This is a genomic window from Clostridioides sp. ZZV14-6009 (assembly GCF_020658095.1).
GTDB lineage: Bacteria > Bacillota > Clostridia > Peptostreptococcales > Peptostreptococcaceae > Clostridioides.
Genome location: NZ_JAGWDG010000003.1, coordinates 41680 through 65299, shown reverse-complemented (window position 1 = coordinate 65299; position 23620 = coordinate 41680). Strand labels below are relative to the sequence as shown.

The following is a 23620-nucleotide window of genomic DNA, read 5'->3' as shown; positions in this document are numbered from 1 at the left end:
ATAAAGGCAAATTAAAATAAAAGTATCAAATTGGAAAATGTTAAATTAAAAAGTATTAAATTAAAGTAGAAAGTAAAAAAAGAACTATATACATTTTATAATCAAGCATGGATAATAACTTGAAAATAATTATGTAATATAGTTCTTTTTATATATTTAATCTTATATTCTATAATAATATTTGCGTTAAATGTTTTTTATTGTTATTATTGTTTAAATTCTATATCATTAAATATAAAATCGTGTAATATATCTAAAGTATCTGGGTCAAATCTAAGAACCCAACCAGCTTTTCCATATATACCACCTGTACTATGAATTTCATCATCAATAGGGAATTCAAATTGTTTAATATTTAAGTCGCCCATTTTTAAAACTTGAGCTCCTAGAGAAAGTATTGCATTAGGCTTCATATTAGTTTTAACATATGGAAGAACAGCATCTAATAAACTTGGATATTTAGTAACAGGTAAAGTTTCTGTTTTCTTGATTATAGCTTGTATAATCTCTCTTTGTCTTCCATCTCTTGCAAAGGCAGTATCATTATGTCTGATACGTGCAAAAGATAATGCTTGATATCCATTTAAAGTTTGTACTCCAGATTTCCTAATATATTGTATGCTACCTTTATCATCACTTTTATTCCAACCATAAGTTTCAGGAATAAATTTATTTAATTCACTTATTTCTCCTTTTTCAATTGTAACTTCAACGCCACCAATAGCATCAATTATATACATAAATGATTCGAAATTAACACAAGCATAATTTTGAATATCAACATTAAAGTTCTCTTCAATTGTTTGTATTAACAAATCAGCTTGTCCATAAGCATAGGCATGAGTAAGTTTTTGTTTACCATGACCAGGGATGTCTACATAGCTATCACGAGCCAATGATGTAAGTTTGATATCATTATGTTTGTTATCAATAGTTAATATCATCATAGCATCTGACCTTGAAGAATCTTCATCTGGTCTAGCATCTGTTCCCATAAGTAGTATGTTAGTTATTCCATTTTCATTTTTATGGTCATTATTATTTAATAAATCACTATTTATGCTCGAGTCATGAATAGTAGATAATTTATAATAAAAATATCCATAGACGCTTATAGGGAATATTACTACCAAGAAAGCCAGTAGTATAACAAATTTCTTTAATTTTGACAAAAGTACCCCTTCTTTCTTCTTTTTCCTGTATATTTTTTAATAGCATACACTTAATTATATTAAAGTATTGAGATATATTCAATACTTGTTTCAGTTACAAAAAAAAGACAATGATATAATTTATAAGAAAATTTGTCAATTTATATATAATTAAAAGTATGTGTAGTATATCATGTAAAAAATTAATTAAAATTTTAAAGAAAAATAGGGTTTGTATATTTTTTACAATAAAAATAAGTACACACCTGTCAATTACAAAATAATTTGCTTCTTGAAAGGTATGTACTTACTGTCAAATTCTGTACATGATTTTTTATTACTTTAAATAAATATTTTACTCTTCAACCATAATATCTTCAAATATGAAATCGTGCATTGCATCTAATTCATATTCTTCAAAAGGAATTACATAGCCTGCACTACCAATTTTTCTACCATTTTCAGTAGAAAGAGGGAATTCCATTGATTTTAAGTCTAAGTTTCCAATACTTAAAAGTTTTGTTCCTAGAGAAATTATTTCATTAGGACTCATATTAGTTTTAACATATGGAAGTATAGTATTAACTAGATTAGGATATTTGGTAACTGGTAAATCCTTAACACCATTTATTAAACTTTGTATAACACTTCTTTGTCTTCTATCTCTCTCATCTGTACTATCATTTTTTCTTATACGAGAAAATGCAAGTGTTTGATATCCATTTAGTTTTTGCTCGCCTGAACTTCTTATATACTCAAGAGAGCCTTTGTCAGAGTTTTTATTCCATTTGTAAGTTTCAGGTATAAATTTGTTTAATTCTCTTATTTCACTCTTATCAACTGTAACAGTAACCCCTCCTAGAGCATCAACTATATCCATAAAAGAAAAAAAGTCAACTACAGCATAATTCTGTATATCGAGTTGGAAATTTTCTTCTATAGTTTCTATTAATAAATTAGCTTGACCATATACATAAGCATGTGTTAATTTTTGTTCTCTATGTCCTGGTATGTTGACATACGTATCTCTATTTAATGAAGTTAATTTAAGACTTTTATTTTTATTATCAATAGTTAATATCATCATGGCATCAGAACGAGAAACTTCTTCACCTGGTCTTGCATCTGTACCTAATAATAATATATTTGTAATATCTTCTTCATTTTTATAGTCATTACTGCTAAGAGCCTCTGTATTTATACTATCATCTTGGATAGTTTTTAATTTAGTAAAAACATATCCGTATACACTAACAGGAAATGCTATGACTAAAAGGGCTAGAAATATAACGAACTTTTTGAGTCCTGACAATAATATCCCCTACTTTCTAAATTTTTTAATTACACATAGTTAATTATATTAAAAAATTGTTACATAAGCAATAAAAAACACAATAAATTAGCATAAGTTTGTCATAATATAATTATTTTTATAATATTTTATAGAAGGAAGCGTGTAGTTATTATTAATTTTCTTGGAATATAATTATATAAAGATTTAAATTTTTATAAGTTGATGTATATATTGAAAAAAATATTTTCCTGAATGTAGTTATATTATCTTACAAAAGGTGTAAATTGTAATTTAGAATTTTTGGTGTATAATAGGAATTGAAAAATTAAACTGATAAAAATTAATAAAAAATAATTATAAATTATATAATTTGGGGGAGGAAATGTATGATAAAATTAATAGCAACAGACTTAGATGGAACTTTGTTAGATGAAAAGAGCGAAATAAATCCAGAGTTTTATAAAGTATTTAAAAAATTAAGAGAGAGGGGGATAATGTTTTCTGCTGCAAGTGGCAGGCAGTATCAAAATCTTATAAAAAAATTTGAAGATATAAAAGATGATATGATGTTTATCTCAGAAAATGGAACATTAGTAGTATATAAAGGAAAAGAAATATTATCAAATCCTTTGGATAAAGAGTTAGTAAATGAAATCATAGAGGCAACAAGAAGTATAAAAGGGAAAAAAATTGTAATGAGTGGTAAAAAATACGCCTATATAGAGAGCAAAGATGAAGCGTTTATAGAAGAAGTTAGTACTTACTATGCAAAGTTTAAAGTTGTAGATGACTTGACTAAAGTAGAAGGTGATATATTAAAGATAGCCATATTTGACTTCAAAGGTGCAGAACATAACAATAGTATCTACTTTGACAAGTTTTCTGATAGAGCTCAAGTATGTATTTCTGGGGTAGAGTGGCTTGATTTAACTGCAAAAGGTGCAAATAAAGGAAGTGCCATAAAAAAAGTACAAAGAATGTTAGATATAAAATATGAAGAAACTATGGTATTTGGTGACCAATTGAATGATGTAGAAATGATGAAGAGTGCTTATCATAGCTATGCCATGGAGAATGCCAATGAGTATTTGAAAGAAATTGCTAGATTCAGAGCAAAAAGAAATACTGAAAATGGTGTTGTAGATAAGATAAAAGAAGTCATAAAAATTGGATAGCCATCTATGATGGGGGTCTAAATGAAAAAGATTATTTTAAAGGAATTGAAATAAAGAAATATCAATGTAATTTTCATTAAACAATATTATTAAAATGAAAATTACATTGATATTTGGTAGATATTAGATAACTAATATCTATTTTTTTATAATACTTAATATCTTTTCCTCTATTTGAGATGCATTTTCAGCAGAAATCAAATAAACATATTTACCTGCTTTTTCAACGATAGTATTGTTTGCTATTTCAGAATTGCTTTTTTCTCCATGTCCTTCTCCAAAAGGTGCTTGAATCATGTCTTTTTTATAATTTTCTAGAGTTTTATAGATTTTATTTACATCATCAGTTTTTATGACAATGATATCTTCTAGATATAATTTTTCAGAAGAATTGATTACAAAACCTTGTGTAATGTCTTCTTCCACATCATTAAAATAATTAAATTCTTTTGCATCAAAAATTTTTGATTCTTTTATAAGTAAATCAGAAGACTTTAATGCTTTTTCAATTTTTGATGTAGAAACGTTTTTATAATCGCTACTTGAAGAACAACTAACCATTCCAAAGGATAAGATTATTGAAAAAAACAACATTAAAATTTTTTTCATGAGAAACCTCCAAGTTTTTTAACTCTATCTTAATTTAGTTTACTACATAATTATATAAAAATAAATGTATTTAATGTTACAGTTTTGATTAATAATGTAATATTTTGATAATAATACCTATTAAGAGGTGATTAGAAATGAGAGTACCAAAACATGTAGGAATTATACCAGATGGAAATAGAAGATGGGCAAGTCAAAATGGAATGACAAAGGATAGAGGATATGAAAGTGGAATAGATCCTGGACTAGAATCTTATAGATTATGTAGAGATTTAGGTTGTGAAGAAGTAACTTTTTATGGGTTTACAACTGATAATACAAGACGTCCATCAGTTCAGACTAAAGCGTTTACAAAAGCATGTATTGATGCAGCAAATATACTAATAGAAGAAGGTGCAGCCTTACTAGTTGTTGGAAACACAAAATCTCCAATGTTCCCAGAAGAATTATTACCATATACAAATCGAATTCAAGCTAAAGACGGACAGATAAGAGCAAATTTACTGGTAAATTATGGATGGTATTGGGATTTAAATAATATATCAGGGGTAGAAAATGTAAATAAGAATAACATACAGGATTACATACAGTCATTTGATGTGTCAAGACTGGACTTGATAATTAGATGGGGTGGAAGACGTAGATTAAGCGGTTTCCTGCCTGTGCAATCAATTTATGCAGACTTTTATGTTATAGATAATTACTGGCCAGATTTCAAAGGTGATGATATAAAAGATGCCTTTAGTTGGTATGATACACAAGATGTCACTCTAGGCGGATAATTAAGAAATTTCAGTTTTTAGATTGTAGAGTATTTTAAATTATTGAAAAAAAAACTTCTTGGTGGTAAAATAACACTAATAATATGAAAAAATGTAAAAATCTATACCAAGAAGGGTGAAGAAATGTCAAAAAGCAATAATAACAATAATTCAAGAAACAAATCTAAAAATACCAGCCATCTGAACAGAAAAAAAAGAAAAATAAATAAAAAAAAGTTAGTACTACTGATTTGCTTTACAGTGTTATTTTTATTTATTGCATTTAAGGCTACTCAAGGTGTAGTAGCTTTGGTCAAAGGGATGGATAAAAATAATAAAACAAATCAACAACAAAAAGTTGACTCAGAACAATTTGACCTTGGTGATGAAAATGAAAATAAAAACAAAAAATATACTGTATTTATAGATCCAGGTCATGGAGGAAATGATAAAGGAACTCAAAGTAAAACTAGTAACAGATATGAAAAAGACCTCACTTTACAAATTTCAAAGAAATTAGCAAATAAATTAGCTAAGCAAAAAGACATTCAAGTAGTTGTATCTAGAACTGATGATACATATGTATCATTAATGGATAGAGTAAACTTAGCAAAAAATAGCTCTGCGGATGTACTTGTTTCTATACACTTAAATGCAGAAAAAAATGGAAATACAGCAACAGGTATAGAAACATGGTATAGAAATAAAGCTACAGATGGCTCAAAAGAACTTGCACAAACAGTTCAAAGTACAATAGTATCTTATGTTAAAGTAAGGGATAGAGGAATAATTGAAAATAATTTTGAAGTACTTAGAGAATCAAATATGCCAGCTATATTAATAGAGTGTGGTTTTTTAACAACGCCTTCAGAAGAGCAAAAAATAATAAATGAGAAATATCAAGAGCAACTTACAGAGGGAATTGTTCAAGGTATACTTTCATATTTGGATTCTAAGGGAAATAAATAATTTAATTATTATCTAAATGTAAAAATTAAATTAAAAATACAAAGGTGTGAATTATATTAAAAGTATAATTTCATACTAAAAATACTATTTAGATTCAAGAACTATGAAACTACAGACTACTTTATATATGTCTGATTTCATAGTTTTTTTGTCAAAATTAGTTGGTATTTGCAAAAAATAGAGAAATAAAATCGTAGAAATAGAGTTATTTATATGTGATTTTAAGTTAGATTGATTTACTATCAATTGTGCCTTATAATTAATATAGAATATAGAAAAAGTTTGCTCATAAAATAATTTAAAAAATAATATAGGGGAATTTATATGAATAAAAAAAATATAATGAAAATTTGTTGGTTAAATAAAATAGTTTTTATTATAATTGGGATTTTAGGAATAGTTTTACTTACAAGGCATATTGGAATAGACATTAAGAGTCAAATTTTGATTTTATTAATCTTATTTAGCATAAGTATGTTTATTTCATACCTTAAGGTTAAGACATATGAAGATGAAATTAATTTAGATGTCACAAGTAATTCAGATAAACTTATAAACATTACTAAGAATGATAATTTTTTAGAACATATTCAAAGCTATATATTTGCTAATAAGAGAGAAAATTGTGTGTTAGCATGCTTTGATTTATGTAGACTTAAACTTATAAATGATATATATGGTTATAAGCTAGGGGATGAAGTATTAGACAATATCTCAAACAACTTAAAAAATTATTTTGGAAATGAAGCTATTTATGGAAAGTTAAAAAGCGATGTCTTTGTATTAATAATAAAACTTGAAGATAGAGATGAAAAGATTCATAATTTGGTAAACCTTATTAAAAATAAAATTGTGACCTTGAGTCAGATAGATAGTTTTAAAATGAATATAAACATTGAAGCTTCTATTGGTATTTATAAATTTAATAGTAATGAAATTGACATAAAAAAAGCTATAGACAATGCTGATATGGCAAGAATTAAATCAAAAGGATTAAAGCATATAGAATATGTGGAATTTGATGATGCTATGGAAAAAGAAATAAAATCACTTATGAAAATAGAACAAGATTTATTTTTAGCTATTAAAAACAAAGAGTTCATAATTCACTACCAGCCTAAATTTGATTCAAGAACAAATAAAATTATAGGTTCAGAAGCATTAATAAGATGGATTCATCCAACTTTAGGTATGGTTGCTCCAAATAATTTTATACCTATAGCTGAGAAAAGTGGTTTGATAAATAATATTGGTAGATGGGTGATTGAAGAAGTTTTTATTACTATTGATAAGTGGATTTCAGAAGGGATAAATGTTTTACCAGTTTCAATAAATTTATCTAGAGTAGAACTTTATAAGAATGATTTAGTAGATTTTTTTAAGTCAATGTTTGATACATATAATGTTCCTAGAAAACTTGTAGAAATAGAAATAACAGAAACAACAGCTTTAAATGATGTAAAGTTTATTAGTGAGAGACTTTATGAAATTAAATCTTTAGGTATGAATATATCATTGGATGACTTTGGTATAGGTAACTCAAATTTTGTCAATCTTAAGGGGATACCAGTAGATGTTATAAAAATTGATAGGTCACTTATATTAGATATAGTGACTAACTCAAAAACAAAGGTTATGATAAAAGCCATTGTTAATCTTTCGCATGATTTAAATTTAACTGTTATATGTGAAGGTGTAGAGGATATGGAACAAGTTAAAGTTTTAAATGGTATGGGATGTAATTTTATACAAGGTTATGTATTTTCTAAACCAATAGATGAATGTAGTTACAAGGAACTTCTTACTGGAAGAAGTAATATAAGTTTAGAAGAGAGTCTTTTGAAAGAATATATGGCAGTTGAGGAGGTGGAATAATGATTTCAGAAGACGTAGATTATGCAATAAGAATTGTAAGAGCTATATTTAATAATGGAGAAAACAATCCAATAGATGTCAAAACAATATTAAAAAATGAAGATATACCAATATTAACATTATATAAACTACTTAGAAAACTTTGTGCAAATAACTTACTTACTTTTAATAAAGAAGATGGAAAGAAATACATGTTAAATGTATCATTGGATACAATAAGTTTGAGAACGATTGTAGAAATAATAGATGGGAAAATATATATAAATAAATGTACTAGATATGTATCTAATTGTAGTAATTGTTTAAAAGGTTGCAAGGTAAATCAGGAATTACTAGAGATAGAAAAAGAAATCTATAAACTTTTATCAAGAAAATCTATAAGACAGATATTAGAATAATAAATTTTTAGCTTAGCTAATAGTTGGAGGTTTTCAGTTATGGATGATATATCTCAAGATAACTTTCTATTATCTAAAGAGTATGAGAATAGTTTAGATGTAGATACTAAAAAAGCAGGTGGAATATACTATACACCTAAAATCATTGTCGATTATATTGTTAAAAAAACCTTGAGAAATCACGATATAATTAAAAATCCATATCCGAGAATTCTTGACATATCTTGTGGATGTGGAAACTTTCTTTTAGAAGTATATGATATTTTATATGACTTATTTGAAAAAAATATTTATGAATTAAAAAATAAATACGATGAAAATTATTGGAAGATTGATAATATACACAATCATATATTAAACCATTGTATATATGGTGCTGATATTGATGAAAATGCTATAAATATACTAAAAGATAGCTTAAAAAACAAAAAGACAAGAACTGATTTAAAATATGACGATATTAAAATCAACCTATTTTGTTGTGATAGTCTAAAGAAAAACTGGCGATATAAGTTTGATTACATAGTCGGTAATCCTCCGTATATTGGACATAAAAAACTTGAAAAAAAATATAAAAAATTTCTTTTAGAAAAATACAGTGAGGTTTATAAAGATAAAGCTGACTTATATTTTTGTTTTTATAAAAAGATTATAGATATCTTAAAATGTGGAGGAACAGGAAGTGTTATAACTCCAAGGTATTTCTTAGAAAGTTTATCGGGAAAAGATTTGAGAGATTATATTAAGTCAAATGTTAATATTAAAGAAATAGTAGATTTTTTGGGTGCAAATATATTTAAAAACATAGGTGTTTCTAGTTGCATTCTTACTTTTAATAAAAAAAAATTGAATGATACACCTATAGATATATTTAGAATAAAGAATGAAGATGTATCTATAAATAAATTTAAAACACTAGAAGAACTTTTAAACAGTAGTAAATTTGAATATTTTAATATAAATCAAAACTTGCTTTCTGATGAATGGATAATTGTAAATAAGGATAATGAATCTTTTTATAATAAAATACAAGAAAAAGGTAAATATAGCCTAGAAGATATAGCTGTAAGCTTTCAAGGTATAATTACAGGATGTGATAAAGCATTTATTTTAAGTGAAGGGGATTCAAAATTAGATTTTGTAGATGAGAAGCTTTTAAAAGATTGGATAAAAAGCAAAAATATAAACAAGTATGTAGTAGAGAAGAGTGAATATAAGCTAATATACTCAAATGATATAGATGATGAGGTTAAAAACAAGAAAATACTTGATGAAATTATAGGAGTATATAAGACAAAATTAGAAAATAGAAGAGAATGTAAAAGTGGAATAAGAAAGTGGTATGAACTTCAATGGGGTAGAGAAAAGCTTTTTTTCGAAAGAAAAAAGATAATGTATCCATATAAATCCAAAGAAAATAGATTTGCTATAGATTATGATAATAATTTTTCAAGTGCAGATGTATATTCTTTTTTCATAAAAGATGAGTATTTAGATAAATTTTCATATGAATATTTAGTTGGAATTTTAAATTCTAGTGTATATGATAAATACTTTAAAATAACAGCCAAAAAAATGAGTAAAAATATATATGATTATTATCCTAATAAGGTTATGAAGATAAGAATTTTTAGAGATAATAATTATGAAGAAATAGAGGATTTATCAAAACAAATAATATCAATTTTATTAAATGAAAAAATAGATAAAGAAAAAGTAGAAAAATTGCAGATAAAAATAGATAAATTAGTAATAGATTCTTTGGGTATATAAATAAATATGGCTATGAAAAAATACGTTGAATGTTAATAATTTATCTAAATTTATAAAGAAAAAGTTAACCATATAAAAAATATTAAAAATATATACTTTTGAATATTTTTTTGATAAAATAAAAATAAATTTGTGCAATTTTATTTTTCTCCAATAACTAAAAGTAGTTTTTTGAATTAATATTTGCTGAGGAATATAAATCAGGAACGCTTTAAATAGTAGGTGATAATATGAAAGGATTAGTTTTAGAAGGTGGAGGAACAAAAGGAGCTTATCAAATAGGCGCATATAAAGCTTTAAGAGAACTTGGTATAGAATTTCAAGGAGTAACAGGAACATCAATTGGGGCTTTAAATGGAGCATATATAATTCAAAATGATATTGAGGTAATGGAAGATATCTGGCTAAACTATGATTATACTCATTTTATGAATATTGACAAAGAAAGCTATGAGAGATTTAAAAATGTAGATTTCACTACGAAAAATATCAATGCAGTTTTTGAACTTATAAATAAAGCCAGAAAAAATGAAGGTATAGATATAAGCCCATTAAGACACTTAATGGAAACTACATTAAATGAAGATATAATAAGAAAATCAAAAAAAGACTTTGGACTTGTTACGGTTTGGTGGGATAAAAAAATTAATCCTCATCCATTGTATATAGAAGATATGCCACAAGGGAGATTGGTTGACTACTTAATTGCTAGTTCTAGTTTGCCTATTTTCCAAACAAATGTAATGGATGATAAATTGTATTTGGATGGAATGTTTTGTGATAATATGCCAATAGGGCTTTTAGAAGATAAAGGATATGAAGATGTTGTTGTAATTAGGTTAATTGATGATTTTCTTGGAAAAATGAACCTAAACAAACATCAGAATATAAATATAAAAACCATAATACCATCAGAATATTTAGGTGGCTCTCTTAATAAAGATAGAGATAATGTAGAAAAAAATATTCGATTAGGATATTTAGATACTATGAAAGCTTATGAAAGATGCGATGGTATTAAATATTACTTTGATGTAGAATATAAGTACGATGAAGAGTATTGTTTTGATAGATTTAGAAGAATGAGTAATGAAACAATACAATGTATTTGTAACTTATTGAATATAAAAAGAGATGTTTCGCTTAGAACTGTTATGGAAAATGTAATACCAAAGCTTGGTGAGACACTTGGTTTACCCAAAAATTTTTCATATAAAGATTTATTTTACTGTGTATATGAGAAAAAACTTGAAGAAAATAGTATAAATAGGGTAAAATTATATGATTTTAACAAGGTTATAGATGTTGTAAATACAAATATTGATTCTAATAAGAATTTAGCATCAAATTTTGAAATTAGACCTAAAATTAGTATTAAAAAGAACAAAAACACAAAATTATTGACAAATTGTATTATAAAAGACTTAAAAAATCAAAGTTAAATAAAAAACAAAAAAAAATTTGTAATTATACTCGAAAAAAGTGTATATTAGTAGTATAATATTTTTGTAGCACTAGTGGGAACAAAAAAGTACCATAGGACAAAAAAGTACCACTAAGTGCCATTAAAGTAAAAAATAGGAAAACAATTTTAAAAAATATAAAATGTTAGGTTTATAGGAGGATTTAAAAAATGGAAAAAGTAGTTAGTATCAAAAATGCAAGTGGATTACATGCTAGACCAGCAGGAATGTTTGTTAAGAAGGCTGCTGAGTTTAAATCAACAGTAGAAGTTGTAGCAAAAGACAAAACTGTAAATGCAAAATCAATCATGGGAATAATGAGTTTAGGTTTAGCTCAAGGAGAAGAATTAAAATTAGTTGTAAATGGAGAAGATGAAGCAGTAGCTTTAGCAGCAATGGTTGAATTAGTTGAAAGTGGATTTGGAGAGTAGATATAATAGTTTCTAAAAATTTGGCATTTATAATCTAATCATTGCTTAGAGTAAAAGTAACAGAGAAACATTAAAAATATACAGACAAAAGTTTGTAAATATTTAGTTTCTTTGTTACTTTCATGTTTATTTAATCAGAAGATTAAGATTATTGTTAATTGGGTATGAAAATACAAATATTTTAAATGATGAAATAAGTAAGATATTTTTAATTATAAATTTGTAATCAAAATACAGAAGATATTTTTAGGAGGTAGGGTTATGGCTTACAAAGGAATAGGAGCTTCTCCTGGTATTGCTTTAGGGAAAGCGTTAGTAGTTGAGCATAGTGAATTAGTAATTGAGAAAAAATCTATAGATAATGTTGAAGCGGAAGTTGCTAAATTAGAAAATGCAGTTGTAGTTTCTAAAGAAGAATTAATAAAAGTTAAGGAAAAGGCTTCTCAAGAATTAGGAGAAGAAGAAGCAGAAATATTTGAAGCACATTTATTAGTTTTAGAAGACCCAGAATTAATTGGTTCTGCAATTGATAAAATCAAAACTGAAAATGTAAATGCAGAATATGCTTTAAATGAAATAAAAGAAATGTTTGTTAGCATGTTTGAGTCTATGGACAATGAATACATGAAAGAAAGAGCAGCAGACATAAAAGACGTTACAAATAGAATACTTAGACATATATTAGGAATCAAAGTTGTTGATTTATCTGCTTTAAGTGAAGAAGTAGTATTAATAGCACATGATTTAACTCCATCAGATACAGCAACTATGAACAAAAAAATGGTTTTAGGATTTTTAACTGATATAGGTGGAAGAACTTCTCATACAGCTATAATGTCTAGAACTTTAGAAATCGCTGCAATCGTTGGACTAAGTGATATAACTTCAAACGTTAAAGATGGAGATTTTGTAGTTTTCAATGGAGATACTGGTGAAGTAATCGTTAATCCAGATGAAGATACTATAAACAAATATACTGAGTTAAAAGCTAAATATGAAGAAGAAAGAAAAGCATTACAATTATTAAAAGGAAAGCAATCAGTAACTCTTGATGGGAAGCATGTGGAATTAGCTGGTAACATAGGAACTCCTAATGATATAGAAGGTCTAATAAAGAATGATGCTGAAGGTGTTGGTCTTTATAGAACAGAATTTTTATATATGGATAGAGATTCTTTCCCAACTGAGGAAATACAATATGAAGCTTACAAAGCTGTATTAGAAGGAATGGAAGGTAAACCTATAGTTATAAGAACATTAGATATAGGTGGAGATAAAGAGTTAAGTTACTTGACTATGGAACCTGAAATGAATCCATTTTTAGGTTACAGAGCAATAAGACTTTGTTTAGATAGAACAGATATATTTAAGACTCAATTAAGAGCGTTATATAGAGCAAGTGTTCATGGAAGATTGAGAATAATGTTCCCTATGATTTCATCTTTAGAAGAATTATTACAAGCTAAAGAAGTTGTAAAAGAAGTGTTAGCAGAACTTGATTCTGAAGGTATAGCTTATGCTAAAGATGTAGAAATCGGTATGATGATAGAAGTACCATCTGCTGCTGTAATATCTGATGTACTTGCTAAACATGTAGATTTCTTCTCAATAGGAACTAATGATTTAATCCAATATACTTGTGCAGTTGATAGAATGAACCAAAAGATAAGCTATCTTTACAATCAATTTAATCCAGCTGTTTTAAGACTTATAAAGACAGTTATAGATAATGCACATAAAGAAGGTAAGTGGGCAGGTATGTGTGGAGAATCTGCTGGAGACCAAAAAATGATACCAATACTTTTAGGTATGGGATTAGACGAGTTTTCTATGTCTCCAATATCAATACTTCCTGCTAGAAAATTAATAACTTCAGTTAAAGAAGCCGATATGAAAAAATTAGCTGATGAAGTACTTAATATGGGTACTGCTGAAGAAATAAAAAGATATATTGAAACAACTTTTAACATGTAATTTATAAAATATATAATATGTAATTTACAAACTTATATTATATAAAATATCCATGTAGATATGTTATAAATAATATGAATAACTCAATAAGTAAAGAAAAGCCATAGTTTATTTTATACGCTATGGCTTTTTTATTATTATAAATTAAAATTTATAATACCTTAATTATAGTTTGTGTTTTTTGTAGACTTATTTTTTAGGTAATTGCACCTGAATATGTATTAATGTTATGTGGATGTACTCTTGAAATATGGTAATATATATTAAGGGTGAATGGTTTAAAGAGTATATATTTAATGGAGGTATACAATTTGAAAATTACAAAAACAAAACTATTTATCATAATTTTACCTGTCTTAGCTTTTGTAATATTATTTTTAAGTACAGAACGTAGCTTAATAGATAATAAGCAGTACAACAAAATATATTCAGATTTGAAAGATACAAAGAGAATAGAAATTTATCATAAGTTTAATAGAGAGGCTGAAAAAAACTATGAACCAATTGTAGTTACAGATGAAAAATTAATAAATGAGATATTAAGTTTTATGAGTAAGGTAACTGATTTTGAGGATAGAGATATGAGTGGGGTAGCTGTAAAGAATCAAAAGATAAGTTTTTATAATAGCAATAATGAGCAAAAAATTATAAACTACTCATATGATAATCTACATAATTTTGGAGAGATTAAATACAATAATGAGAAATTTAACTTACCATATGATTTTTTCAGGTTAATAAACTCTCTTGATGAATTTAAACCTCAAAATACAAAAGTTCCTAATGATGTGAATGAACTTTTTAAAAAGTATAGTTGGACACCAAGTTTTCTTATATCGTCTCAAAGAAAAACACTTCCCAACAATTTTAAATATTCATCAGAAAATACAACAGAGAAAATATATTGGGCTTATAATATGGAACTGTCTAAAGATATAGGATTAGATTTTTCTAATTTAAATTCAAATGACATTACTGCTGAGATATATAGCTTAATTGAACCATTACCAGACTCATTTGAACCTTTATTAGATGCTAGAGGAATTGTAATAAGACATGATGGAAGGATTGTAGGAGCATACATTGATTCAGGCAGACATGAAGGAAAGGCTATTAGTTTAAAAAGACATACTTTTAAAGAAGTAAAAAAAGAAGATTTAAATGTGTGGATAGTTGATAACTGTATAGATAAAACTAATTCTCTATATAAGGATATATCAAAAATGAGTAATGAAGATTTAATAAGAATGCATCTTAAGGCTATGGAAGAAAATAATACAAATGAGTTGTTAGCAACTATGGATGTAGAAAGTCAGATAAGTACTTTATTTATTAATTTGGATAATCGTAAACTTTTTAATGATACTAGATTTGAAATGAATTTACCAGATTATATTAATAGCGATACAATTGTATATATAGAAAAAATGGATTTAGGAGAAGAAGAAGAAAAAGATAAAAAAAGTTATAATGTAATATTTGCTAATGATGGGGTAGAAAAGGCTGGTGGAAAATTAGGTTTTTCTGACATTAATATTGATGTTATAAATGATGGTGGAGTGTGGAAAGTATCTGGATTTACGAAATAAATTTAAACTTAAAATTATTAATGTTAAAATTTGATATTGTATTGAAAAATAATTAAAAGTATTTAATAATAGAATTAAGGGTAAAATAAATTAAGAACTTAAGATATTGAATATGAATGTATAATTTTAATGTGATATCCAAATAAATCCTAAATTTAATTTGAGTTTTAATATATATGGTCTAAGGTTTGATTATTAAAGATTTAATTGTAAGTTGTTACAGTTGATGATATTGATGTAGAGATTAAAGTTTAGAATAGAAAGTGCACCTTAAATTTTAAAATGTAAATTTAAAAATGTAAGTTAGTACAATCTAAAAATTATAATCACTCAATAGATTTATGGATTTATTTGTTTATTATAAATAAGTGGGAGTAGATTTTTCTACTCCCACTTTGTATATTATTATTTAATTAAAAAGTAGCACATTAAAATTCTAAGATTAGTTGATATTTCCTGCTTTATTAGCAAATAACTCCTTAATAAGATTGTTTCTAGTAGCTAAATCTCCACTAGAATTATTTGTTTTTTTCATAATTACAGAATAACGCTTTTTATTGATAAAAAATATTAAAATCTTATCATCATCAAAGTTGTATTCTTTGTATCTATCAATAGATTTATAACCTAAATTTAAGATGTCCTTATCTTTTATGCTATCTACATCCAAAACATATGATGGGTCAGCCTTTAGTAATATATTAATTAAACATTTTTCTTCACCAGCACAAAATAAATCAACCTTATTTGATATAGACTTAGATTGTTCTGAAGTTATTTTTACAGGAATAAGATTACTATTGCTATCTCTTAAAAGAGAACCATATGTGTCTTGTTGATATACTAAATTAACTTTTTTCTTAGGAACACTTACCATCTTATCTAAATGTACATAATGATGATTTTCAACAAAGCCTTCATTTAATATTTCAACAAAGTTGTCAATTTTACCTAAACAAAAAGATTCTATAGATTCTTTACAGAATTTATTTGTAAATGGTATAATGTTTACGTTTTCCTCGTCTGTATTCCATGCTATAGCATAATCCAATGAATATACTTCTTCCTCTATATCTGCAAAATTATATTGTACTATGTTTCCTTTCAAAATTACTCGACCTCCATCTTATAATATATTTAATATACTTTATAAAACTTATATTATATTTAAATAATATCATAAATTAAATGAATATGATATGGTAAATGATGAAAAAATTGAAAAAAATAACTATAAATGAGTATTAAATATAAATAGTGTACACTAATGGGATGGAAAATGTCCACTATTAACTTTATTACCCCGCATGTTTATAATTAAATTATTAATATAAAATAGAATCTATCAACAATGAATGGACTTTTAAAAGAACTTAATATAAAATTAATTAAATAAATACTTAAAAATGCTTTACTTTAATGATAAAATCGTATTAAAGGAGGTTAATTTTATGGATATAAAAAATAAAATTAAATCTATGTTTTTGCCAGAAAAAGATGACTATTTAGATGATGAAGAATTTGAGGATGATATAGAAATTAATGAGGATAATTCAGAAGAAGATAATAATGTGCATTTAAATGACTTAAGCAGAGTGAAATATGACTATAGAGAATTAAAAGACATAGAAAATCAAACTGAAGAAATGTGTTTACTAGCAGTAAGGCAAGATGGTACAATAATAGAATTTGTAAAAGATAAGACTGATAGGGTATGTATGGAGGCAGTAAAACAGACTTATAAAGCTCTCAAATACATAACAAATCAAACCGAAGCTATATGTATAGAAGCAGTAAAACAGAATTACAGAGCCTTATATTACATAAATGACAAGACAGAAAATATATTAATTGAGGCTATAAGAAGTGCATCAACTCATGATGTTATGGAAGTTTTTAGATTTGTAGAAGAGCAGACAGAAGAAGTATGCTTAGAATTAATAGAAAGGGCATCAAAAAATGATGTGGCAGAAATATTAAAGGATATAAAAGAGCAAACTCCAACAATATGCTTAGAAGCAGTAAAAAAAGATGGAAAGTCTTTAGCTTATGTTAAGGAACAAAATGATAGTATATGTTTAGAAGCAGTAAAGGAAAACTATAGTGCATTGCCTTGTGTAGAAGAACAGACAGAAGAAATATGTATAGAAGCAGTAAAGCAAAATGATTTTGCCTTGTATTATGTAAATGAACAGACAGAAAAAATATGTATAGAAGCAGTAAGACGAAGTTATATGGCTCTTCAATATGTAAATAAGCAGACAGAAGAAATCTGTTTAGAGGCAGTAAGAAATGATGGAAGAGCACTACAATATGTAAAAGAGCAGACAGAGGACATTTGTTTAGAGGCAGTAAGACAGAATGGAAAAGTATTACAATATGTAAAGAAACAGACCGAAGAAATATGTATAGAAGCTATAAGGGGCTCATTTAAAGATTTTGAAATAAAAGAGATATTGAGCTATATAAAGGTACTAACAGAAAAAATATGTGTAGAGGCAGTAAAGCAAAATGGAAATATTCTTAAATATATAGAAGAGCAAACAGAATTAATGTGTATAGAGGCAGTAAAAGAAAATTACAGTGCTATACAATATGTAAAAGAGCAAACAGAAAAAGTTTGCTTGGAAGCAGTAAATCAAAGTTTTGAGGCACTTAAATATGTAAAAGAACAAACAGAGGATGTTTGTTTAAGAGCAGTAAGACAAGACTATAGAATGCTGAAATATGTTAAAAATCAAACAGAAAAGCTATGCTTAGAAGCAGTAAAACAGAATTACAGAGCTTTGGAATATGTAGAAAATCAAACAGAAAAAGTTTGTTTAGAGGCAGTAAAACAGAATAGAAAAGCACTCCAATATGTAAAGCAAAAACAAAGTTAAACATATATATTATGAAAGTAAAAGCAAAGCTAAGATATATCATAAAAATAAATATAAAATTAAAGATTTATAATAAAAATAAAAGCACACAACTTATACGCTATAAGTTATGTGCTTTTATGCATATAAAGCTTAATAAAACTCTTTTATTATAACTTTTTTATTATATAAAAAATAACAAAATGATTATATAGGTCTTTTTTTGACCAGTTTTACAATTTCAATAACTAGTTTTGAAAAATATATTGAATTTTCTCAAAAAAGACGCTATTCTATATATGTAAAATTTTTTTCTGGAGGTAATAATGTTTAAGAGATATGCTGATAAAATGACATCTGTTTTAATTTATAAAAATATGATAGATAGCAATGAATCTAGGGTGTATTCTTATGGATTTGAAATATTAATTGCTTTTATAGTTAATATAACAACCATACTACTCTTAGGTTTTTTATTTGGGAAATTTACATATATATTATTTTTTTTAATATGTTACTGTCCAATAAGACAATTTTCTGGAGGGTATCATGCAAATAACTATTTTAGATGTCTATTAACCTTTGTTTTTATAATTTTATCTACAATATTTATTATAGAAAATCTAAATGTAGATTTATTTAAAAATATTATTATGATTATTGCTAGTATTAGTTGGATTGGAATTTGTATTATGTGTCCAGTAGAGCATAAAAGTAATCCTATAAGTGAGGTAGAAAAGTTAACTTATAAAAAAATTGCTATATCTATATCTACAGTAGTCTTGTTAATGACAGTTTCAAGTTTTTCATTAAATGTGTTTATGGATTACTTTATATATAGTGCTTTTGCAATGTTTTGGATTTGTATAATGCTAGTATTAGGTAAATTAAAATCTAAAAAAAGTATAAGTAAAATGTGTATGAGGGAGAATTAAATTATGAAAAAGTTTATTGTGAAAATTATGAAGTGTGCTAGTTCATTAGCACTGAGTACTGCAATTTTGTCAGCAAATAGCACTTGTCCATGGATTATACATCAACCTAAGGTACCAAAAGAAATTAAGAATTTAAAAAAGATAAATTAAAAACAAGCAATTATTCATGTGAAATCATTATAAAAAATATTATGCTTTAATAAATATAAAACAAGTAAATTACTTACATATAATTATTATAAAAAAGAAATTGTTATACTTTAATAAATATAAAACAAGCAATTATGAACAAATATTTTATTTTATGAGCACATAATATACTTTATTTTGTAATGTATAAGTGTGCTAATTTAGGGGGATATAGTGTATCCATTGAAATGACTTACTAGTAGTAAGTCATTTTTGTATTGTATGTATTTTAAGCAAACTGTATGATATAATGAAGGGTAAAGTTTAATTAAAACAGTAAAAAACTTTAGTATAGATAGTAGTTTAGGAGGTAGGTTATGAGTATAATACATAAATTTTCTATGAATGGATATAATATCGTTTTAGATGTGAATGGAGGAGCTGTTCATGTATTAGATGATGTTGCATATGATTTATTAGATTTTTATAAAGACAAAAGTAAAGAAGAAGTGCTAGATATATTAAAATCTAAATATCAAGAAGAAAAAATAAATGAAGCATATGAAGAAATATTAAATTTAGAAAAAGAAGGTCTTTTATATACAGAAGATACATATCAATATCATCCAAGTTTTGTACATAGAGAGCCTGTAGTAAAAGCACTATGTTTAAATGTAGCCCATGATTGTAATTTGAAATGTAAGTATTGTTTTGCTGCTCAAGGGGATTTCGGTGGAGAAAAAGAACTTATGAGTTTTGAAGTTGGTAAAGCAGCAATAGATTATTTGATTGCCAATTCAGGAAGTAGAAAAAACTTAGAGATAGATTTCTTTGGTGGAGAGCCTCTAATGAACTTTGAAGTTGTAAAGCAATTAGTTGAGTATGGAAAAAGTATTGAAAAGGATTATAATAAAAATATAAGATTTACAATAACTACAAATGGTCTGCTGTTAAATGATGAAATTATAGATTATATAAATGAAAATATGCATAATGTAGTTTTAAGTTTAGATGGAAGAAAAGAAGTCAATGATAATATGAGACCAACTTTAAATGACAAAGGTAGTTATGATATTACATTGCCAAGATTTAAAAAACTTGTAGAAGGAAGAGCAAAAGATAAATATTATTATATAAGAGGTACATTTACAAGAGATAACTTAGATTTTTCTAAAGATGTTATGCATTTTGCAGATTTAGGATTTAAATTAACATCTGTAGAGCCAGTTGTTGGAGATGAAAGTAATCCATATGCACTTAGGGAGGAAGATTTACCGAAGATATTTGATGAATATGAGAAATTTGCTGTAGAGTATGCAGATAGACAATTACAAGGAGATGGATTTAAATTTTTCCATTTTATGATAGATTTAAATCAAGGACCATGTGTAATAAAGAGAATAACTGGATGTGGTGCTGGAAATGAGTATCTTTCTGTAACACCAAGTGGAGACATATACCCATGTCATCAATTTGTTGGAAATGAAGAATTTAAAATGGCAAATATATTGGATAAAGAAATTGTACTTCCAGAAAAGTTAAAAAATACATTTAGAGAAGCTCATGTATATACTAAGGAAGAGTGTAAAAAATGTTGGAATAAGTTCTATTGTTCAGGTGGATGTCATGCCAATGCAATAAATTTCAACAATGACATATCAAAACCATATGAGTTGGGCTGTGAAATGCAAAGAAAGCGTACAGAATGTTCTATTATGATACAAGCAAAATTAATGTTAGAAGGAGCAAATAATTAAATTTATATCTTAAAGGAGTTGTTTATATATGATTAGAGATTATTTAGAAGATAAACCTTTAATTGATGAAAGTGTCTTTGTAGCAAAATCAGCAGATATAATTGGAAATGTTAAAATCGGTAAAGATTCAAGTGTATGGTACAATGCAGTAGTTAGAGGAGATGAAGGGCCAATAACTATTGGAGAAAATACTAATATACAAGATTGTTCAATAGTACATGGAGATGAAAATACTGTAATTGGGAATAATGTGACAGTAGGACATAGGTCAATAGTTCATGGTTGCAAGATTAGTGACAATGTTTTAATTGGAATGGGTTCAATAATACTAGATAATGCTGAAATAGGAGAATACACTTTAATAGGAGCAGGTACATTAATTACATCTAATAAAAAGTTTCCACCAGGAGTTTTAATAATGGGTTCTCCTGGAAAAGTAGTTAGAGAACTTACTGAAGAAGATAAAAAATATATTGATGAGTCATATCAATGGTATTTAGAAGCAGCACAGAATCAAAAATAATAATTAAAGAGTGGTTGTTTCAAAACATGCTTAAATTTGTTTTGAGGCAACCACTAATTTATTTTAATTTTGAGAAAGCAGTTGTTTAGAATAGGTATGAAATGTCAAAAATAAAAATTAACTGAGTTAAAGAAATTTAATAAAATTACTAGTATATGTGATAAAATTAAATATTAAAGAGGATATAAGATATTAGTATATCAATTAGTAAAATAATGTCGTAGGCATAGATAAATTAAGGTGTAAGTTTTTGGGTATACCTATTCTAGGAGTGAAAAAATTTGAGAATAAGTTATAGGAATTTAAAGAGATATAGAGAAATTGGATATATTTTGATAAAGTATGGTTTTAGCTTTATTGTAGAAAGATTAAATATAGAGGGCATAGCATATAAAATACCACTATTTGACCCACCAGAAGAAATAAAAAATATGACAACTGGTGAGAGAATGAAAAGAGTCTTAGAAGAACTAGGACCTACATATGTAAAAATAGGTCAAATATTGAGTACAAGAAAAGACTTGTTAGACCAAGATATAATTGATGAAATATCAAAGCTTAGAGATGATGTAGAGAAGTTTGATTCAAATATAGCCATTGAAATATTTAAAGAAGAAGTAGGATTAAGCATAGAGGAAGTATTCTCAGAATTTAAAGAAGAACCAATAGCAGCAGCTTCAATTGGTCAAGTTTATGAAGGAATACTTAAAACAGGAGAAGAAGTAATTGTAAAAATTCAAAGACCTAATATAGAGAAGATAATAAAATCTGACTTGGAGATTCTTAGAACTATTGCGCATACATTAAAAGACTTAAAAAAAGACTTTAATTTAGATTTAGAACAAATGATAGAAGAATTTCAAACTCAATTAATGAGAGAACTTGACTACAATTTTGAATCTATAAATGCAACTAAATTTTCTAGGATATTTAAAAATAGTGATGAAGTATATATACCAAAAGTATATTCAGAATATAACAGTAAGAGAATCTTAGTAATGGAGAAAGTTAAAGGTACAAAGTTAAGTGATGTAGAAAAAATAAGAAAATTAGGCTACAATACAAAAACTATTGTTGAAATAGGTGTTAGGTCTTTTTTTATACAGGTATTGTCACATGGTTTTTTTCATGCAGACCCACATCCAGGTAATATATTTATAGTTGGTAAAAACAAGATAGCATATATAGACTTTGGAATGATTGGAATTATTGATAACAAAACTTTGAACCAATTAAATGAAATTGCATTAGCTGGTGTAGAAAAAAATGTTGATAAAATAATATACTTGTTAATAGAAATGGATGCATTAAATGGAGAAGCTGATGTTAAAGGTCTTAGACAGGATTTACTGTATCTAATACATTACTATTATGATATCTCTATAGAAAAGATAAATGTGACAGATATATTAAATGAATTGTTTAGATTTTTTAGACAGTATAAGATAATTATGCCTGCACAGTTTGTAACACTTGCAAAGACTATTATAACATTAGAGGGTACAAGTAGAACTTTAAATACAGATTTTTCTCTTGGCTCTATGGGAAAAGAATTTATGAAGCATCATTATAAAAATAAATTCAATCCAAAGAATGTAGTTTTAAACTCAAGACAAAATGTAGAAGAGATATTACTTGATGTAAAAACTATTCCAAAACAGTTAAAAGCAATCTTAAGAAATGTAGAAAGAAATAATATAAAAATGCAAATTGAAGATGTTAAAATGATAAGATTAGAAAATTGTATACTAGAGTTAACGTCTCAAATATCACTGAGTTTAGTGTTAGCATCGATTATAGTAGGTTCTTCACTTATAATTGCATCACCAAATATAGAAAATAATATATGGATAAAATTTACTGCTATAGCAGGGTTCTTTATTTCTTTTATAATAGGGCTATGCTTAGTTATAAGAAGTATTAGGTCAAAATACAAAAAAGATTAGGGGGAAT

General features: G+C 26.2%; 20 protein-coding genes. 16 read left to right on the top strand and 4 right to left on the bottom strand.

Annotation, left to right across the window (positions count from 1 at the left end; all coding sequences use genetic code 11):
- Positions 1-206: 206 nt before the first annotated feature.
- Together KGF36_RS06415 and KGF36_RS06410 are read right to left on the bottom strand one after the other, a co-directional pair.
- A complete protein-coding gene (locus KGF36_RS06415; RefSeq protein ID WP_227827538.1) occupies positions 207-1172 on the bottom strand; it encodes an LCP family protein in 966 nt (321 codons plus the stop codon).
- A 334-nt stretch (positions 1173-1506) separates the two neighbouring features.
- Positions 1507-2463, bottom strand: coding sequence for an LCP family protein (locus KGF36_RS06410; RefSeq protein ID WP_227854617.1), 957 nt, complete (start codon positions 2461-2463; stop codon positions 1507-1509).
- A 368-nt stretch (positions 2464-2831) separates the two neighbouring features.
- Here KGF36_RS06410 and KGF36_RS06405 point away from each other — a divergent pair, with 368 nt between their 5' ends.
- Complete coding sequence (locus KGF36_RS06405; RefSeq protein ID WP_227827536.1) at positions 2832-3620, top strand: HAD family hydrolase; 789 nt, start codon at positions 2832-2834, stop codon at positions 3618-3620.
- A gap of 138 nt (positions 3621-3758) precedes the next feature.
- On the opposite strand, the gene KGF36_RS06400 is transcribed toward KGF36_RS06405, so the two are convergent.
- Positions 3759-4229, bottom strand: a complete 471-nt coding sequence (locus tag KGF36_RS06400) for a DUF4358 domain-containing protein (RefSeq protein ID WP_227827535.1) — start codon at positions 4227-4229, stop codon at positions 3759-3761.
- Positions 4230-4366: 137 nt separating this feature from the next.
- Between KGF36_RS06400 and KGF36_RS06395 the strand changes: the two genes are divergently transcribed.
- From KGF36_RS06395 to KGF36_RS06355, 9 genes are all read left to right on the top strand, one after another.
- Positions 4367-5011: an undecaprenyl diphosphate synthase family protein gene (locus KGF36_RS06395; RefSeq protein ID WP_227842595.1), complete on the top strand. Its 645-nt coding sequence runs from the start codon at positions 4367-4369 to the stop codon at positions 5009-5011.
- 123 nt (positions 5012-5134) lie between these two features.
- Positions 5135-5959, top strand: coding sequence for an N-acetylmuramoyl-L-alanine amidase (locus KGF36_RS06390; protein WP_227827533.1), 825 nt, complete (start codon positions 5135-5137; stop codon positions 5957-5959).
- 324 nt (positions 5960-6283) lie between these two features.
- Positions 6284-7834, top strand: a complete 1551-nt coding sequence (locus KGF36_RS06385) for a GGDEF domain-containing phosphodiesterase (RefSeq protein ID WP_227827532.1) — start codon at positions 6284-6286, stop codon at positions 7832-7834.
- The gene (locus KGF36_RS06380; protein WP_227434474.1) at positions 7834-8232 is read left to right on the top strand and encodes an RrF2 family transcriptional regulator; all 399 of its coding nucleotides are present in this window, start codon (positions 7834-7836) and stop codon (positions 8230-8232) included. The genes KGF36_RS06385 and KGF36_RS06380 overlap by 1 nt, the downstream gene beginning before the upstream one ends.
- Positions 8233-8271: 39 nt before the next feature.
- Positions 8272-10005: an Eco57I restriction-modification methylase domain-containing protein gene (locus tag KGF36_RS06375; protein WP_227827530.1), complete on the top strand. Its 1734-nt coding sequence runs from the start codon at positions 8272-8274 to the stop codon at positions 10003-10005.
- A 230-nt stretch (positions 10006-10235) separates the two neighbouring features.
- The gene (locus KGF36_RS06370; RefSeq protein ID WP_227827529.1) at positions 10236-11447 is read left to right on the top strand and encodes a patatin-like phospholipase family protein; all 1212 of its coding nucleotides are present in this window, start codon (positions 10236-10238) and stop codon (positions 11445-11447) included.
- Positions 11448-11638: 191 nt separating this feature from the next.
- On the top strand, positions 11639-11899 hold the full coding sequence (locus tag KGF36_RS06365; protein ID WP_227827528.1) for an HPr family phosphocarrier protein: 261 nt from the start codon (positions 11639-11641) through the stop codon (positions 11897-11899).
- A 261-nt stretch (positions 11900-12160) separates the two neighbouring features.
- Positions 12161-13873: a phosphoenolpyruvate--protein phosphotransferase gene (gene ptsP / locus KGF36_RS06360; protein ID WP_227842596.1), complete on the top strand. Its 1713-nt coding sequence runs from the start codon at positions 12161-12163 to the stop codon at positions 13871-13873.
- 311 nt (positions 13874-14184) lie between these two features.
- Positions 14185-15462: a DUF4830 domain-containing protein gene (locus KGF36_RS06355; RefSeq protein ID WP_227854616.1), complete on the top strand. Its 1278-nt coding sequence runs from the start codon at positions 14185-14187 to the stop codon at positions 15460-15462.
- Positions 15463-15904: 442 nt separating this feature from the next.
- Here KGF36_RS06355 and KGF36_RS06350 read toward each other — a convergent pair whose 3' ends face one another.
- The gene (locus tag KGF36_RS06350) at positions 15905-16570 is read right to left on the bottom strand and encodes a hypothetical protein (RefSeq protein ID WP_227840118.1); all 666 of its coding nucleotides are present in this window, start codon (positions 16568-16570) and stop codon (positions 15905-15907) included.
- A gap of 343 nt (positions 16571-16913) precedes the next feature.
- Here KGF36_RS06350 and KGF36_RS06345 point away from each other — a divergent pair, with 343 nt between their 5' ends.
- From KGF36_RS06345 to KGF36_RS06320, 6 genes are all read left to right on the top strand, one after another.
- Positions 16914-18344: a DUF4116 domain-containing protein gene (locus KGF36_RS06345; protein ID WP_227827524.1), complete on the top strand. Its 1431-nt coding sequence runs from the start codon at positions 16914-16916 to the stop codon at positions 18342-18344.
- A 305-nt stretch (positions 18345-18649) separates the two neighbouring features.
- Positions 18650-19258, top strand: a complete 609-nt coding sequence (locus tag KGF36_RS06340) for an accessory gene regulator ArgB-like protein (RefSeq protein WP_227827523.1) — start codon at positions 18650-18652, stop codon at positions 19256-19258.
- Between the two features lie 3 nt (positions 19259-19261).
- Positions 19262-19408 (top strand): cyclic lactone autoinducer peptide, encoded by a 147-nt coding sequence (locus tag KGF36_RS06335; RefSeq protein WP_227434483.1) that lies wholly within the window; start codon positions 19262-19264, stop codon positions 19406-19408.
- A 356-nt stretch (positions 19409-19764) separates the two neighbouring features.
- Complete coding sequence (gene scfB / locus KGF36_RS06330) at positions 19765-21144, top strand: thioether cross-link-forming SCIFF peptide maturase (RefSeq protein ID WP_227854615.1); 1380 nt, start codon at positions 19765-19767, stop codon at positions 21142-21144.
- 28 nt (positions 21145-21172) lie between these two features.
- Positions 21173-21667, top strand: a complete 495-nt coding sequence (locus tag KGF36_RS06325) for a gamma carbonic anhydrase family protein (RefSeq protein WP_227824277.1) — start codon at positions 21173-21175, stop codon at positions 21665-21667.
- Positions 21668-21948: 281 nt separating this feature from the next.
- Positions 21949-23613 carry an ABC1 kinase family protein gene (locus KGF36_RS06320; protein ID WP_227827521.1) on the top strand — a complete coding sequence of 555 codons (1665 nt, stop codon included), beginning with the start codon at positions 21949-21951 and terminating at the stop codon, positions 23611-23613.
- The last annotated feature ends 7 nt before the right edge of the window (positions 23614-23620 follow it).

Excerpts from the sequence above, each read along its gene's own strand:
- KGF36_RS06405 (WP_227827536.1), top strand. The coding sequence starts at position 2,832 with ATGATAAAATTAATAGCAACAGACTTAGATGGAACTTTGTTAGATGAA.
- KGF36_RS06400 (WP_227827535.1), bottom strand. The coding sequence starts at position 4,229 with ATGAAAAAAATTTTAATGTTGTTTTTTTCAATAATCTTATCCTTTGGA.
- KGF36_RS06395 (WP_227842595.1), top strand. The coding sequence starts at position 4,367 with ATGAGAGTACCAAAACATGTAGGAATTATACCAGATGGAAATAGAAGA.
- KGF36_RS06390 (WP_227827533.1), top strand. The coding sequence starts at position 5,135 with ATGTCAAAAAGCAATAATAACAATAATTCAAGAAACAAATCTAAAAAT.
- KGF36_RS06385 (WP_227827532.1), top strand. The coding sequence starts at position 6,284 with ATGAATAAAAAAAATATAATGAAAATTTGTTGGTTAAATAAAATAGTT.
- KGF36_RS06380 (WP_227434474.1), top strand. The coding sequence starts at position 7,834 with ATGATTTCAGAAGACGTAGATTATGCAATAAGAATTGTAAGAGCTATA.
- KGF36_RS06375 (WP_227827530.1), top strand. The coding sequence starts at position 8,272 with ATGGATGATATATCTCAAGATAACTTTCTATTATCTAAAGAGTATGAG.
- KGF36_RS06370 (WP_227827529.1), top strand. The coding sequence starts at position 10,236 with ATGAAAGGATTAGTTTTAGAAGGTGGAGGAACAAAAGGAGCTTATCAA.
- KGF36_RS06365 (WP_227827528.1), top strand. The coding sequence starts at position 11,639 with ATGGAAAAAGTAGTTAGTATCAAAAATGCAAGTGGATTACATGCTAGA.
- ptsP (WP_227842596.1), top strand. The coding sequence starts at position 12,161 with ATGGCTTACAAAGGAATAGGAGCTTCTCCTGGTATTGCTTTAGGGAAA.
- KGF36_RS06345 (WP_227827524.1), top strand. The coding sequence starts at position 16,914 with ATGGATATAAAAAATAAAATTAAATCTATGTTTTTGCCAGAAAAAGAT.
- KGF36_RS06340 (WP_227827523.1), top strand. The coding sequence starts at position 18,650 with ATGTTTAAGAGATATGCTGATAAAATGACATCTGTTTTAATTTATAAA.
- KGF36_RS06335 (WP_227434483.1), top strand. The coding sequence starts at position 19,262 with ATGAAAAAGTTTATTGTGAAAATTATGAAGTGTGCTAGTTCATTAGCA.
- scfB (WP_227854615.1), top strand. The coding sequence starts at position 19,765 with ATGAGTATAATACATAAATTTTCTATGAATGGATATAATATCGTTTTA.
- KGF36_RS06325 (WP_227824277.1), top strand. The coding sequence starts at position 21,173 with ATGATTAGAGATTATTTAGAAGATAAACCTTTAATTGATGAAAGTGTC.